The organism is Streptomyces sp. NPDC058284, from assembly GCF_042881135.1.
GTDB lineage: Bacteria > Actinomycetota > Actinomycetes > Streptomycetales > Streptomycetaceae > Streptomyces.
The window spans coordinates 753,963-766,819 of record NZ_JBHVYE010000001.1 but is presented as its reverse complement, the minus strand read 5'-3'; the positions used below and the strand labels follow the sequence as shown (position 1 = coordinate 766,819).

Here is a 12,857-nt window from a genome sequence, read left to right as displayed (position 1 = left end):
ACCGGTATTCCCCCGGCCCGCTCACACGATCCGGAACTCCTCCACGTCACCCGTGCGCAGCTGCAAACCATGCCCGACACCGCCGTCCGGGCGGACCACACCCCCGGTGGGGTCGAGCGCGCCGTCGAAGAACATCGACTCGATCCGCACATGGTCGTGGAACCACTCGATGTGCCGCAGATTCGGCACGCACGCGGCGACCGCGGCATGCGCGTGCGGCGCGCAGTGCGCCGAGACCTCCAGGCCGTGCGCCTGCGCGAGGGCCGCCGCGCGCAGCCACTCCGTGAGGCCCCCGCAGCGCGTCGCGTCCACCTGGAGGCAGTCCACGGAGGGGATCATGCGGGCGAGGTACGGCAGGTCGTACCCGTACTCGCCCGCCGTCACGTCGCACACCAGCGCGTCCCTGACCAGCGCGAGCCCCCGCAGGTCGGCCGAGGAGACCGGCTCCTCGAACCAGCCCACGCCGTATTCGGCGAGCACCTTGCCCACGCGTACCGCCTGCTTGCGCGTGTAGCCGCCGTTCGCGTCGACGTACAACTCGGCCTGCGGACCGATCACATCGCGCGCGGTGCGGACCCGGGACACGTCACGGGCGGCCGCCCGGCCCCAGCCCTCCCCGACCTTGATCTTGACGCGCGGGATGTGCTGCCCGTGCACCCAGCCGTTCAGCTGGGCCGCCAGATGCGTGTCGTGGTACGTGGTGAAGCCGCCGCTCCCGTAGACGGGGACCTCGTCGCGGGCCGCCCCGAGAAGCCGTACGAGAGGCAGCTCCAGAAGCCGGGCCTTCAGGTCCCACAGGGCGATGTCGACCGCGGAGATCGCGCAGGAGGCGGCGCCGGGGCGGCCGGTGTTGCGGACCGCCTTCGTCATCGCGTCGTGCGCCGCGGGGATGTCGAGGGCGTCGAGTCCCCGGATGGCGGGCGTGAGTTGTTCGTCGATGAGGGCGGCCACGGCGGCGGGGGCGTAGGTCCAGCCGGTGCCCGTCGCGTCGCCCGCGGTGATCTCGGCGACGACCATGGTCGTGGTGTCCCAGGCGAAGGTCCCGTCCGCCTCGGGTGCGTCCGCGGGCACCGTGTACGCGGAGACGGCGGGCCGTTCGATCGGAACTTCGTGCTTCATCGCATCTTTCCTGGAGTGTGGGGATGGGCCCCGGTAGGGGGCTGGTGGTGGCCCGTCGCACCGCCGGGCGTCAGCGGACCCCTCCGTCCTCGGGAGAGGCGGGCGCCGCGCTCTGCACCTGCGGCAGCACCTTGGTGCGGTAGAAGTCGAAGAAGCCCCGCTGGTCCGGGCCGATCTGGCCCACGTACACGCGGTCGAACCCGGCGTCGGCGTACGCGGAGAGCGCCCCGACGTGTTCGTCGACGTCATCGCCGCAGGTGAAGGACGACGCGGCCCGCGCCTCGGTGACCAGCGGGTCCAGTTGCTCGAAGTGGCGCGGGGTCGGCAGCAGCTGGGCCGTCTCACCGGGCAGCAGCTGACTTCCCCACAGCTCGCGCGCCCGGCGCACGGCCGCCTCGCGGTCGGGGCCGTAGCAGACCTTGAGACCGCCGCTGACCGGCTTCCCGCCCCCACCGCCCTTGCGGTAGTGGGAGACGAGCGTCTCGTCCGGCGCCACCGTGATGAAGCCGTCGCCGACGCGTGCCGCGAGCGCGGTCGCCTTGGGGCCGAAGCCCGAGATGTCGATGGGGACCGGCTCGTCCGGCACCGTGTACAGGCGGGCGTTCTCCACGGTGTAGTGCGTGCCGCGGTGGTTGACCTCCTCGCCGGTGAAGAGGTTCCGCAGCACCTGGACCGCCTCCTCCAGCATCTCCAGGCGGACGTGGACCGGCGGCCAGGGCCCGCCCACGATGTGCTCGTTGAGCGCCTCGCCCGTGCCGACGCCGAGCCGGAAGCGCCCGCCCGACATGACCGCGCTGGTCGCCGCCGCCTGCGCCACGACCGCCGGGTGCGTCCGCACGGTCGGGCAGGTCACCGCCGTCTGGACGGGCAGGGACACCGCCTCGGTGAGCGCGCCGATCACCGACCAGACGAACGGGCTCTCGCCCTGCGCCGCGTTCCACGGGTGGTAGTGGTCGGAGATCCACAGCGCCTGGAATCCGGCCTGCTCGGCCATGCGGGCCTGTTCGACGAGTTCGGCGGGACCGAACTCCTCGGTCGCCAGGAAGTATCCGTACTCGGGCATGGGGGTGCACCTCCGGAGAGCGGCGTGCGGAGCTGGACGGATACGACTGCGGGTAACCCCCGGGCGCGGGGGCAAACGGCGACGGCCCGGCGTCCGGACCGCACTTTCGGGCGCCCGCGGCCGGAGTGCCCCGCCCCGTCCCGTACGGGAGTTTGGCGTCCGCCGCGCAGGGGCACGCGGGGGGCGCGAAACCGCGGGAGGTTCCCCGTCAGCCGCTCCCGGCACGCCGTACCCGGCGCCACGCCGTGCCCGGCGCCACACCGGCGCGGCGCGCCGAGCGGTCGTCGCTGACCCGCTCACGCGGGTCCGGTCCGCTCATGATGGGTGCCGCTGGACGCCGCATCACCGCAGGTGGCCCGGGCACCGAGGCCGGGTGACCACCGCACCGAGAACCGCTCGCCGTACCCGCCGTCCAAGGAGGACCCCCCATGCCCCACAGCACAGAGCAACTGGACGCCCTCGCCCGGCAGCTGCGCGTCGACTCCGTCCGGGCCGCGGCCGCCGCGGGCTCCGGGCACCCCACGTCGTCGATGTCGGCCGCCGACCTGATGGCGGTGCTCATCAGCCGTCATCTGCACTACGACTTCGAGCGGCCCGACCACCCGGGCAACGACCGTTTCATCCTCTCCAAGGGCCACGCGTCGCCACTTTTGTACGCCGCGTACAAGGCGGCCGGTGCGCTCACCGACGAGGAACTGCTCACCTTCCGCGGGCAGGGCAGCCGCCTCCAGGGGCATCCCACGCCGCGCGCCCTGCCCTGGGTCGAGGTCGCCACGGGATCGCTGGGGCAGGGGCTGCCCGTCGGCGTCGGCATGGCCCTGTCCGGCAAGCGGCTCGACCGCGTCCCCTACCGCGTGTGGGTGCTGTGCGGCGACAGCGAGCTGGCCGAGGGCTCCGTCTGGGAGGCCGCCGAGCACGCCGGGTACGAGCACCTCGACAACCTCACCGCGATCGTCGACGTCAACCGTCTGGGCCAGCGCGGTCCGACCCGCCACGAGTGGCATCTGAACGCCTACGCCGACCGCTTCAAGGCGTTCGGCTGGCACGTCGTCGAGACCGACGGCCACGACGTCGACGCCGTGGACCGCGCCTGTGAGGAAGCGCGCTCCACCGTCGGACAGCCCACCGTGATCCTCGCCCGCACCGTCAAGGGCAAGGGCGTCGCCTCCGTGGAGAACCGCGAGGGGCTGCACGGCAAGCCGCTGCCGGACGCCGACGCGGCCGTCGAGGAGCTGGGCGGCGTACGCGACGTACGGGTGGAGATGCGCAGGCCGGCCGACGCGCGGGCGATGCAGCCGGTGCGCGACGGCCGGCTCGAACTGCCGCGGTACGAGCCGGGCGACTCCGTCGCGACCCGCGACGCCTACGGTCAGGCGCTCGCCGCGCTCGGCACCGCGCGCGGCGACGTGGTGGCCCTGGACGGCGAGGTCGGCGACTCGACCCGGACGGAGTACTTCGCCAAGGAACACCCCGACCGGTACTTCCAGTGCTACATCGCCGAGCAGCAACTCGTCGCCACCGCCGTGGGGCTGGCGGCGCGCGGCTGGGTGCCGTACGCGTCGACGTTCGCGGCCTTCCTCACCCGCGCCCACGATTTCGTGCGCATGGCCGCGGTGAGCGGCGCCGACATCAACCTCGTCGGCTCGCACGCGGGCGTCGCGATCGGCGAGGACGGCCCGTCCCAGATGGGCCTGGAGGACCTCGCCCTCTCCCGCGCGGTGCACGGCTCCACGGTGCTCTACCCGTGCGACGCCCACCAGACGGCGGAGCTCGTCGCGCAGCTGGCCGGGCTCGACGGGATCAGCTATCTGCGCACCTCGCGCGGTAAGTCCCCCGTCATCTACGGTCCCGACGAGAAGTTCCCGGTCGGCGGCTCCAAGGTGCTGCGCTCCAGCGACGCCGACCGGCTGACGGTGGTGGCCGCGGGCGTCACCGTCCACGAGGCGCTCGCCGCGGCGAAGACACTGGAGCGTGAGGGCATCCCCGTACGCGTCATCGACCTGTACTCCGTCAAGCCCGTCGACCGCCGCACCCTGCGCGAGGCGGCCGAGCGCACCGGCTGCCTGCTGACCGTCGAGGACCACCGCGAGCAGGGCGGTCTCGGCGACGCGGTCCTCGACGCGTTCACCGACGGCGGGCCGGTGCCGCGCCTGGTGCGGCTCGCGGTGCGGACGATGCCGGGCTCGGCGTCGCCCGAGCAGCAGCTGCACGCCGCGGGCATCGACGCGGAGTCGATCACGGCGGCGGCGCGGCTGCTGGTGGAGGAGGCGGTCGTACGGTGAGAGCGGTCAGCGGCCCCGCGCCGCTCTGAACCAGGCGTTCGCCGCGGGGCGGAACATCAGTACGGTCGCCGCGAGCACGGCCGCGAGGTGCAGTGCACTGCTGGCGCCGAGCAGGACGCCGACGGCCCCCGCGTCCCGGAAGGCGTCGGCCGGGGCGTGCAGTTCTGCCAGGTGGCGGGCGGGCCCGGCGAGGACGGAGATCACGCCGGGCGCGCCGAGTCCGCAGGCGAGGGCCGGGCGTGCCCAGCCGACGCCCCGGCGCATGCGCACCGCGACGAGGACGGCCGCCGCGAGGACCGCCATACGGAGCGGCAGACCGTCGGCGCCCGTGCCCGCGAGCCGGCCGGAAGCGGCGCCGGGACCGTCCCCGGACGCCGCTGCGACGGCGGCGAGCACCGTCGCGAAAACGCCCGCGGCGACCGCGGTGAGCCAGAGCGCGAAGGCGGCCCCGACGGCGTCGGGAGCGGGTGGCTCGTCCGTCCCCGGCAGCATGCGGGCCAGGAACCGCGGCTCGCGCGAGCGGGGCGCGGGACGGTGGCGGGGGAGGCGGGGCGGCTCGTTTCGGGGTGCGGGAGCGCCGGAGTCGTACGTCGCGTGCGTCGTGTCGGAGTTGTGCGTCATGGCGGGCCTCACGGGAGCGGGACGGCTGGTCGGTACCTCCGATCCTTCCGGCCCCGAGCCGCCCGGACACGCCCGTCGTCCCCCCACTTCCCGGTGGTGCCAGCCACCCTCTCCACCAGGGTGAACACCACCGTCCCCGACGCGGCAGGGCACGACTACCGGGCGCCGCCCGGGGTACCCGGCCGAGACGTCGGAACCGGCGAAGCGTGGCGAAGGGAGCCCCATGAGCGACGTACGGACGGTGCGGGCCGGCCGCCGCACCGTAGAGCTGCACCGGCCGCAGAAGGTCCTCTTCCCTGCCCGCGACGGCCCGGGGCACGCGAAGGACGACGGCCGTGCGGAGGCCGGCGGCCATACCAAGCAGGATCTCTTCGACTACTACCGGGCCGTCGCCCCTTACATGTTGCCCCACCTGCGCGGCCGTCCCCTCATGCTGGAACGCCACCCGGACGGCGTCGACGGCCCGCGGTTCATGCAGAAGGACACCCCGGACCACTATCCGGACTGGATCACCCGCGCCGAGGTGGCCAAGGAGGGCGGCACCGTCACGCACACCGTGTGCGACGACACCGCGACGCTCCTGTTCCTTGCCGACCAGGCCTGTCTCACGCTGCACCGCTGGCTCTCCCGTACGGGGCGGATCGACCACCCCGACCGGATGGTCTTCGACCTCGACCCCGCGAAGGACGACTTCGACACCGTGCGGGACGCGGCCCGGCTCCTCGGTGAGCTCCTCGACCACATGGGTCTGCCGTCCGTGCTGATGACGACGGGCTCGCGCGGACTCCACGTGATCGTGCCGCTGAACGGCCATCACGACTTCGACGACGTGCGCGACTTCGCCAGGGAAGTCGCCGAGACCCTCGCCGCCGCCCACCCCGAGCGGTTCACCACGGCCGCCCGCAAGCAGGCGCGCGGCGACCGGCTCTACCTCGACGTGCAGCGCAACGCGTACGCGCAGACCGCTGTCGCCCCCTTCTCGGTACGGGCCGCGCCGGGCGCCCCGGTGGCCGTACCGCTCGCGTGGCAGCAGCTCGACGACCCGTCCGTGCACGCCCGCCGCTGGACCATCGACAACGCCGTGGAGCAGGCCCGCAGCGAGCCGTGGGCCGGAGTCCTGCGCTCGGGGCGGGCGCTCGGTCCGGCCCGTCGCAAGCTGCGCGCGCTGCGCGGTTGAGCGTCCCGCGGCGCCCCGGCCGGGTACGCGCCGGATACTCAGCGATCACGTTTGGCCAAGGCTCAAGCGGTAACTCGATGGAGGAGGTGAACATGGCCAATACGACACGTAAGACGACAGACAGCAAGGCATCAGGCGAAAAGGCGCCGGAGTCCAAGGCGTCGGAGTCCGAAGCGTCGGAGGCCAGGACTTCGCGGGGCACGTCCTCGCAGGGAGGGGCATCGGACAACGACGGCGGCGGGAACGCGCTGCCGGGCCCCATGGCCGTCCTGCGGGGCGCCCGCGAGCAGCTCGCCGAGCTGACCGGCATGACGCCCGAGTCGGTGTCGTCCTTCGAACGCACCGAGGACGGCTGGCTCCTTGAGGTCGAGGTCCTCGAACTCTCCCGTGTCCCCGACACGATGAGTCTCCTCGCCAGCTACGAGGTGCAGTTGGACCCGCGCGGCGAACTCACCGGCTACCGGCGGCTGCGCCGCTACGAGCGCGGACGTTCGGAACCCCGCGGCACCGGCGGCCACTAGGCCGCCGCCCCCGCGTACCGCGGGGGAACAAGGCCCGAGGGACAAGGCCGGACACCACAGACAAGACGCCAGACACCACAGACAAGACGCCAGACACCACAGACAAGACACCAGACACCACAGGCAAGACACCGGACAACAGCCAAGAGGCAACAGCCGAAAGGGCAACAGCCAAGCGGCAGAAGCCAAGAGGCAAGAGCCAAGGAGGCACAGTCGGCATGACCGTAGTCCCGGCACAACAGTCCGGCGGCGGAGGCGGCACCAGTGGCCTGTACGACGTCGTGGAGCTCATCCTCGACCGAGGACTCGTCATCGACGCCTTCGTACGCGTTTCGCTCGTCGGCATCGAGATCCTGAAGGTCGACGTCCGTGTCGTCGTCGCGAGCGTCGACACCTATCTCAGGTTCGCCGAGGCGTGCAACCGCCTCGACCTGGAATCCGGACGGAAGAAGGACCCCGGGCTGCCCGACCTCGTGGGTGAGATCACGGAGTCGGGCGCCAAGGGCAAGTCGAAGGGCGCACTCTCCGGAGCGGCCGAGACCATATCGGACGCGTTCAAGCAGTCCCGTGAGGACGGCCAGCGCCAGAGCGAGGACCGGCCGCGGGCCCGGCGCTCCACCACGTCCCGCCGGAAGGAGGAGAAGGAGTGACTACGTACGTCTACGGCATCGCGAGCAGCTCCCACCCGGCGCTGCCGGACGGCATGGAGGGCATCGGCCGGCCGGCCTGCCCGGTGCGCGTCCTGAAGAACGGTGAGCTCGCCGCCATCGTGAGCGACGCTCCCGAGGACCTCAAGCCGAAGCGGCGCGACCTGCTCGCGCACCAGAACGTCCTGTCGGAGGCGGGCGCCGCGGGCTCCGTGCTCCCGATGCGCTTCGGCAGCCTCGCCCCCGACGACGAGACGGTGATCTCCGTCCTCGGGGAGCGGTCCGACCACTACGAGGAGCGCCTCAGGGCCCTCGACGGCAGGGTCGAGTACAACGTGAAGGCCACCCACAACGAGGAGGCCGTGCTGCACCAGGTGCTCGCCGAGAACCCGGAGCTGCGCGCCATGGTCGAGGCCAACCAGCGCCAGGGCGGCGGCACCCACGAGCAGAAGCTCCAGCTCGGCGAGGCGATCACCTCCCATGTGCGGGCCCGCGAGACGAGCGACGCCGGTGCGGTGCGGCGCGCGCTGGAACCGGCCGCCGAAGCGGTCGGCGACGGCCCCGAGGGCACCGGGTGGCTGGCGAACGTCTCGTTCCTGGTGAACCGCAAGTCCTCCGAGGGCTTCCTCGCCGCGGTGGAGGAACTCAAGGCCGCGCAGCCCCACTTGGAGCTGCGGGTGCACGGTCCGCTGCCCCCGTACAGCTTCGTGGACCCGGGGCCCGCCGACCCCGCGCAGTGACGCGAGGGAAGTGACGCAGGGACGTGACGCATGGGATTGATCGGTGAACTGCTCCTGCTGCCTCTGGCCCCTGCCCGTGGCTCCCTCTGGGTGCTCAGGCAGGTGGTCGACGAGGCGGAGCGGCAGTACTACGACCCCTCGGCGATCCGTCGTGAACTCTCCCGCCTCGAGGAACTCCTGGAGGCGGGAGAGATCGACGAGGCCGAGTTCGAGCGGCACGAGGACGAGCTCCTCGACCGGCTGCAGCAGAGCACAGGACGGGACTTCTGAGTATGAACCGAATGGCAGTGGGCCTCGCCGTGGGCGCGGGATACGTCCTCGGACGCACGAAGAAGGCGAAGTTGGCGTTCGCCGTCGGCACCATGGTGGCCGGCAAGCGGCTCAATCTGAGCCCCAAGGCGCTGGGTGAGATGGTCACCCAGCAGCTGCAGAACAACCCGCAGTTCAAGGAGATCGGCGACCAGCTGCGCCAGGACCTGCGGGGCGTGGGCAAGGCTGCCACCGGATCGCTCCTCAACCGGCAGCTCGAAGGCCTCGCCGACCGTCTGCACGACCGCACCGCCGACGTCCAGGACCGCATCTCCGGTGTGGTGCCCGACGACGTCAAGGGAGCCGCCGAGCGCGACGACGACGAGGGCGAAGAGGGCGAAGAGGAGGGCCGGGACCGGGACGAGGACGCGGAGTCCGAGCGGTCCGAGCCGCGCAGGAAGGCGCCGGCGAAGCGGTCCGAGTCGAAGCAGGGCGCTAAGTCCGCCGCGAAGAAGACCGCGGCGAAGAAGACGCCGGCCAAGAAGACCGCGCAGAACACAGCCCGTAAGACCGCCCAGAAGAAGTCCACCGCGGGGGCGCGCGGCGGCGCCCGCAGGGCCGCCTCGACCGCCCGCACGGGCGGCGGCAGGACGAAGGGAGGCAGCGACCATGGCTGAGTCACCGCTGAACAACATCACGCACAGCCCGGCCGCCGACCGCCTGAAGGAAGAGGCGCAGGCCTACCTCATGGCGCAGGCCGAACGCCTGCTCGTCGGTGTCGGCCACCGGCTCGGTGACGCCACCGTCAAGCTGAACGACATAGCCGAGGGCAACAGCCCCGGCTTCGGCAAGCTGGCGGCGAAGGCGGGGAAGAAGGTCTCCGAGGGCAAGGGCCCGGTGCGCAGCGCGCTGGAGCTCGGCGGCGGCCACCTGAAGGACAAGGTCACCGAGGCCGTCAAGGGCATCGGCGGCGGCGGACGGAAGAAGGGCGGCGCGGGGCAGAAGCCCACCGTCATCCTGGAGTACGTCGACGTCGGTGTCCCGGTCCGGGAGGCCTACGACCAGTGGACGCAGTACCAGGAGTTCTCCACTTTCGCCAAGGGCGTCAAGGGCGCCACCGTGGCGAACGAGACGGAGTCCGACTGGAAGCTCAAGGTCTTCTGGTCCAACCGGAGCTGGAAGGCGCATACCACCGAGCAGGTGCCGGACCAGCGGATCAGCTGGACGTCGGAGGGCGCCAAGGGCACGACCAAGGGCGTCGTCACCTTCCACCCGCTCGGCGCGAACCTCACCCGGGTACTGCTGGTCATCGAGTACTACCCGAAGGGGCTCTTCGAGAAGACCGGCAACATCTGGCGCGCCCAGGGCCGCAGGGCACGCCTGGACCTCAAGCACTTCGCCCGGCACATCACCATCCGCGGCGAGGCGAGCGACGGCTGGCGCGGCGAGATCCGCGACGGCGAGGTCGTCCGCAGCCACGAGGACGTGGTGGCCGAGGAGGACGAGGACCGGCAGGAAGAAGACCAGCGGGACGAGCACGACGGGCAGGACGAGCACGGGGCCGAGGCCGAGGCCGACGAGGAGCTCGAGGACGAGCCCGAGGAAGAGGTCGAGGGCGAGCCGGAGGCCGAGTACGACGAGGAGGCCGAAGAGGGCGAGGATGAGGCCGACCGCGAGGACGAGCCCGTCGAGGAGTACGAGGACGAGGACGAGCCCGAGGAAGAGGTCGAGGGCGAGCCGGAGGCCGAGTACGACGAAGAGGACGAGGACGAGGCCGACACCGAGCCCGACGCCGAGGACGAGAAGCAGCGCGAGTACGCCGAGGCGGCCGGCGGCGGACGGGACCGTCGATGACCACCTCCGCGGGCGGCGGACTGCCCGGCCCCTACGGCAGCAACGGCGGAGGGGCCAACCTCGCAGACATCCTCGAACGCGTCCTGGACAAGGGCATCGTCATCGCGGGTGACATCAAGATCAACCTGCTCGACATAGAGCTGCTCACCATCAAGCTCCGCCTCATCGTCGCCTCCATCGACAAGGCCAAGGAGATGGGCATCGACTGGTGGGAGGACGATCCGGCGCTCTCCACGGGGGCGCGGCGCGCCGAACTCTCCCGGGAGAACGCCGAACTGAGGCAGCGTCTGGCAGAACTGGAGGAGCGCCAATCCCTGGAGCCGGCCGAGAAGGAGACACATGAACGCCGTGAACGATGACCCGCACGGCGACGGCCTGCACCACGAAGGACCGCACCACGACGACCTGCGGTACGTCTACGCGGTCTGCCGCCCGCTCGCCGCACCGCTCGCCGCCGACCTCACGGGGGTCGGCGGCATCCCGCCCCGCCAGCTCACCCACGAGGGCCTGGTCGCCCTCGTGGGCCCGGTGCCGGAGCGGGACTTCGCCGAGGCACCGCTGCGCGCGCACCTGGAGGACCTGGACTGGCTCGCCGCGACGGCCCGCGCGCACCAGCGGGTGATCGACGGGCTCACCTCCGTCACCTGCCCGCTGCCGCTGCGCCTCGCGACCGTGTTCCGGGACGACAGCGGCGTGCGCGCCATGCTGGAGGAGGGGGCGGAGCGGTTCCACCGCGTACTGGAGCGGATCGACGGGCGCGTCGAATGGGGCGTGAAGGTGCACATGGAGAGCGAGGAGCCCGCCGCGTCGGCGGCTCCCGCCGCCGCGCCCCGGCCGGCCGGTCCCGGCAGCGGCCGCGACTACCTGCGCATGCGGCGCAGCCAGCGGACGGCCCAGGAGGAGAACTGGCAGCGCGCCGAGGCCTTCGCACGCCAATTGCACGAGACGCTCGCGCGGCGCGCCGACGACTCCCGGCTGCACGCCCCGCAGAACCCGGAGCTCTCCCGCACGCCGGGCCGCAACGTCCTGAACGCGGCCTACCTCGTGCCCCGCGCCGACTCCGAGGAGTTCGTCGAGCTGGTGGACCGCACCAAGGACGAGGAGCGGGGGAGCGGCCTGCGAGTGGAGCTGACGGGGCCGTGGGCCGCGTACTCCTTCACCGGCGACGAGAAGGACGGTGCCCGATGACCGTCGTGGAGCGCCGGGAAGTCGCGCTGGTCGATCTGCTCGACCGGCTGCTCGCGGGCGGCGTCGTCATCGCGGGCGACATCACCCTGCGGATCGCCGATGTCGACCTCGTACGCATCGACCTGAACGCGTTGATCAGCTCGGTGAACGAGCAAGTGCCGGCGCCGTGGCCGGAGACGGAGTGAACCATGGAGCCAGACCGCCGCAAACGCATGGACCTGGATCCCGACACCGTCGAGCGGGACCTCGTGAAACTGGTCCTGACCGTCGTCGAACTCCTGCGGCAGCTGATGGAGCGGCAAGCCATCCGCCGTTTCGACACCGGTGAGCTGACCGAGGACCAGGAGGAGCGGGTCGGCCTCACACTGATGCTCCTGGAGGACCGGATGGCCGAACTCCGGGACCGGTACGGGCTGCGGCCCGAGGACCTGAACCTGGATCTCGGACCGCTCGGCCCCTTGCTGCCCAGGGAGTGACCGGACCGGGCCCCCGCCGCTGCGCAGGCGGGGGTCCGACGGCATGCGCTCGCGTCACTTCCGGCAGAGAATCTCCCCGTGCAGGACGGTGAACCAGGCGTCCTCGTGGGCGCCCCACTCCCGCCAGGCCTCCGCGGCGGCCCGCAGCCCCTCCCGGTCCGTGTGCCCGCCGTCCACCGCGCGCTCGGCGTAGGTGGAAGCCAGTGTGCGGTCCGCCCACAGCCCGCTCCACCAGGTCCGCTCCTCCTCGGAGCTGTAGCACCAGGTGCCCGCGGTCGTGGTGATGTCCGTGAAGCCGGCCGCCAGCGCCCACGCCTTGAGACGGCGTCCCGCGTCGGGCTCGCCGCCGTTGGCGCGGGCCACCCGCCGGTACAGCCCCAGCCAGTCGTCCAGCGCGGGCACCTGCGGGTACCAGGTCATCGCCGCGTAGTCCGCGTCGCGTACCGCCACGATGCCGCCCGGCTTGCAGACCCGCCGCATCTCGCGCAGCGCCCGCACCGGATCGCCCACGTGCTGGAGCACCTGATGGGCGTGGACGACGCAGAAGGTGTCGTCGGGGTAGTCGAGGTCGTGCACGTCGGCGACGGCGAACCCGACGTTCTCCAGGCCCCGTCCCGCGGCGGTGGCGCGCGCCGTCTCCAGGATGCCGGGTGCCCGGTCCACGCCCGTGACCCGGCCCTCGGGGACCAGTTCGGCCAGGTCCGCGGTGATGGTGCCGGGCCCGCAGCCGATGTCGAGGACGTTCATGTGCGGCCGCAGCGAACCGACCAGGTACGCGGCCGAGTTGGCGGCGGTGCGCCAGGTGTGGGAACGCAGCACCGACTCGTGGTGCCCGTGCGTGTAGACGGCGGTCTCCTGCGGCATGGCGGAACCCCTTCGTGTGCGTGTACCGGAGTACGTGTACGGGGAATGTACGCCGC

The 12,857-nt window shown here is 72.2% G+C and carries 16 protein-coding genes; 12 read left to right on the top strand and 4 right to left on the bottom strand.

Annotated features, from left to right (window positions below):
* Positions 1–21: 21 nt before the first annotated feature.
* On the bottom strand, positions 22–1,119 hold the full coding sequence (locus ACFVYR_RS02980) for an enolase C-terminal domain-like protein (RefSeq protein WP_384247897.1): 1,098 nt from the start codon (positions 1,117–1,119) through the stop codon (positions 22–24).
* Between the two features lie 70 nt (positions 1,120–1,189).
* Positions 1,190–2,182, bottom strand: coding sequence for a TIGR03557 family F420-dependent LLM class oxidoreductase (locus tag ACFVYR_RS02975; RefSeq protein WP_384247895.1), 993 nt, complete (start codon positions 2,180–2,182; stop codon positions 1,190–1,192).
* A gap of 428 nt (positions 2,183–2,610) precedes the next feature.
* Between ACFVYR_RS02975 and ACFVYR_RS02970 the strand changes: the two genes are divergently transcribed.
* Positions 2,611–4,464 carry a transketolase gene (locus ACFVYR_RS02970; protein ID WP_384247894.1) on the top strand — a complete coding sequence of 618 codons (1,854 nt, stop codon included), beginning with the start codon at positions 2,611–2,613 and terminating at the stop codon, positions 4,462–4,464.
* Between the two features lie 6 nt (positions 4,465–4,470).
* On the opposite strand, the gene ACFVYR_RS02965 is transcribed toward ACFVYR_RS02970, so the two are convergent.
* On the bottom strand, positions 4,471–5,085 hold the full coding sequence (locus ACFVYR_RS02965) for a hypothetical protein (protein WP_384247893.1): 615 nt from the start codon (positions 5,083–5,085) through the stop codon (positions 4,471–4,473).
* Between the two features lie 223 nt (positions 5,086–5,308).
* Here ACFVYR_RS02965 and ligD point away from each other — a divergent pair, with 223 nt between their 5' ends.
* The 11 genes from ligD to ACFVYR_RS02910 all read left to right on the top strand — a co-directional run bounded on the left by ligD (position 5,309) and on the right by ACFVYR_RS02910 (position 11,937).
* Positions 5,309–6,262 (top strand): non-homologous end-joining DNA ligase, encoded by a 954-nt coding sequence (gene ligD, locus ACFVYR_RS02960; RefSeq protein WP_384247891.1) that lies wholly within the window; start codon positions 5,309–5,311, stop codon positions 6,260–6,262.
* Positions 6,263–6,348: 86 nt separating this feature from the next.
* On the top strand, positions 6,349–6,783 hold the full coding sequence (locus ACFVYR_RS02955) for a gas vesicle protein (RefSeq protein WP_384248026.1): 435 nt from the start codon (positions 6,349–6,351) through the stop codon (positions 6,781–6,783).
* Between the two features lie 218 nt (positions 6,784–7,001).
* The gene (locus ACFVYR_RS02950) at positions 7,002–7,433 is read left to right on the top strand and encodes a gas vesicle structural protein GvpA (RefSeq protein ID WP_384247890.1); all 432 of its coding nucleotides are present in this window, start codon (positions 7,002–7,004) and stop codon (positions 7,431–7,433) included.
* Positions 7,430–8,170, top strand: a complete 741-nt coding sequence (locus ACFVYR_RS02945; RefSeq protein ID WP_384247889.1) for a GvpL/GvpF family gas vesicle protein — start codon at positions 7,430–7,432, stop codon at positions 8,168–8,170. The genes ACFVYR_RS02950 and ACFVYR_RS02945 overlap by 4 nt, the downstream gene beginning before the upstream one ends.
* Before the next feature lie 30 nt (positions 8,171–8,200).
* On the top strand, positions 8,201–8,440 hold the full coding sequence (locus tag ACFVYR_RS02940) for a gas vesicle protein GvpG (protein WP_384247887.1): 240 nt from the start codon (positions 8,201–8,203) through the stop codon (positions 8,438–8,440).
* A gap of 2 nt (positions 8,441–8,442) precedes the next feature.
* Complete coding sequence (locus ACFVYR_RS02935) at positions 8,443–9,096, top strand: DNA primase (protein ID WP_384247886.1); 654 nt, start codon at positions 8,443–8,445, stop codon at positions 9,094–9,096.
* Positions 9,089–10,273: an SRPBCC family protein gene (locus ACFVYR_RS02930; protein WP_384247885.1), complete on the top strand. Its 1,185-nt coding sequence runs from the start codon at positions 9,089–9,091 to the stop codon at positions 10,271–10,273. Before ACFVYR_RS02935 ends, ACFVYR_RS02930 begins: the two co-directional genes overlap by 8 nt.
* Positions 10,270–10,632, top strand: coding sequence for a gas vesicle protein (locus ACFVYR_RS02925; protein ID WP_384247883.1), 363 nt, complete (start codon positions 10,270–10,272; stop codon positions 10,630–10,632). Before ACFVYR_RS02930 ends, ACFVYR_RS02925 begins: the two co-directional genes overlap by 4 nt.
* Positions 10,613–11,461, top strand: coding sequence for a GvpL/GvpF family gas vesicle protein (locus ACFVYR_RS02920; RefSeq protein ID WP_384247882.1), 849 nt, complete (start codon positions 10,613–10,615; stop codon positions 11,459–11,461). Before ACFVYR_RS02925 ends, ACFVYR_RS02920 begins: the two co-directional genes overlap by 20 nt.
* Complete coding sequence (locus ACFVYR_RS02915; protein ID WP_055567556.1) at positions 11,458–11,646, top strand: gas vesicle protein; 189 nt, start codon at positions 11,458–11,460, stop codon at positions 11,644–11,646. The genes ACFVYR_RS02920 and ACFVYR_RS02915 overlap by 4 nt, the downstream gene beginning before the upstream one ends.
* Before the next feature lie 3 nt (positions 11,647–11,649).
* Positions 11,650–11,937, top strand: a complete 288-nt coding sequence (locus ACFVYR_RS02910) for a gas vesicle protein K (RefSeq protein ID WP_384247880.1) — start codon at positions 11,650–11,652, stop codon at positions 11,935–11,937.
* Positions 11,938–11,991: 54 nt separating this feature from the next.
* Here the strand turns inward: ACFVYR_RS02910 and ACFVYR_RS02905 are convergent, their stop codons facing one another.
* The gene (locus tag ACFVYR_RS02905) at positions 11,992–12,801 is read right to left on the bottom strand and encodes a class I SAM-dependent methyltransferase (protein ID WP_384247879.1); all 810 of its coding nucleotides are present in this window, start codon (positions 12,799–12,801) and stop codon (positions 11,992–11,994) included.
* Positions 12,802–12,857 lie beyond the last annotated feature (56 nt).

Coding starts and splice junctions, on each gene's coding strand:
- ACFVYR_RS02970 (WP_384247894.1), top strand. CDS start 2,611: ATGCCCCACAGCACAGAGCAACTGGACGCCCTCGCCCGGCAGCTGCGC.
- ACFVYR_RS02965 (WP_384247893.1), bottom strand. CDS start 5,085: ATGACGCACAACTCCGACACGACGCACGCGACGTACGACTCCGGCGCT.
- ACFVYR_RS02925 (WP_384247883.1), top strand. CDS start 10,270: ATGACCACCTCCGCGGGCGGCGGACTGCCCGGCCCCTACGGCAGCAAC.
- ACFVYR_RS02975 (WP_384247895.1), bottom strand. CDS start 2,182: ATGCCCGAGTACGGATACTTCCTGGCGACCGAGGAGTTCGGTCCCGCC.
- ACFVYR_RS02950 (WP_384247890.1), top strand. CDS start 7,002: ATGACCGTAGTCCCGGCACAACAGTCCGGCGGCGGAGGCGGCACCAGT.
- ACFVYR_RS02930 (WP_384247885.1), top strand. CDS start 9,089: ATGGCTGAGTCACCGCTGAACAACATCACGCACAGCCCGGCCGCCGAC.
- ACFVYR_RS02915 (WP_055567556.1), top strand. CDS start 11,458: ATGACCGTCGTGGAGCGCCGGGAAGTCGCGCTGGTCGATCTGCTCGAC.
- ACFVYR_RS02905 (WP_384247879.1), bottom strand. CDS start 12,801: ATGCCGCAGGAGACCGCCGTCTACACGCACGGGCACCACGAGTCGGTG.
- ACFVYR_RS02920 (WP_384247882.1), top strand. CDS start 10,613: ATGAACGCCGTGAACGATGACCCGCACGGCGACGGCCTGCACCACGAA.
- ACFVYR_RS02935 (WP_384247886.1), top strand. CDS start 8,443: ATGAACCGAATGGCAGTGGGCCTCGCCGTGGGCGCGGGATACGTCCTC.
- ACFVYR_RS02940 (WP_384247887.1), top strand. CDS start 8,201: ATGGGATTGATCGGTGAACTGCTCCTGCTGCCTCTGGCCCCTGCCCGT.
- ACFVYR_RS02910 (WP_384247880.1), top strand. CDS start 11,650: ATGGAGCCAGACCGCCGCAAACGCATGGACCTGGATCCCGACACCGTC.
- ACFVYR_RS02980 (WP_384247897.1), bottom strand. CDS start 1,119: ATGAAGCACGAAGTTCCGATCGAACGGCCCGCCGTCTCCGCGTACACG.
- ligD (WP_384247891.1), top strand. CDS start 5,309: ATGAGCGACGTACGGACGGTGCGGGCCGGCCGCCGCACCGTAGAGCTG.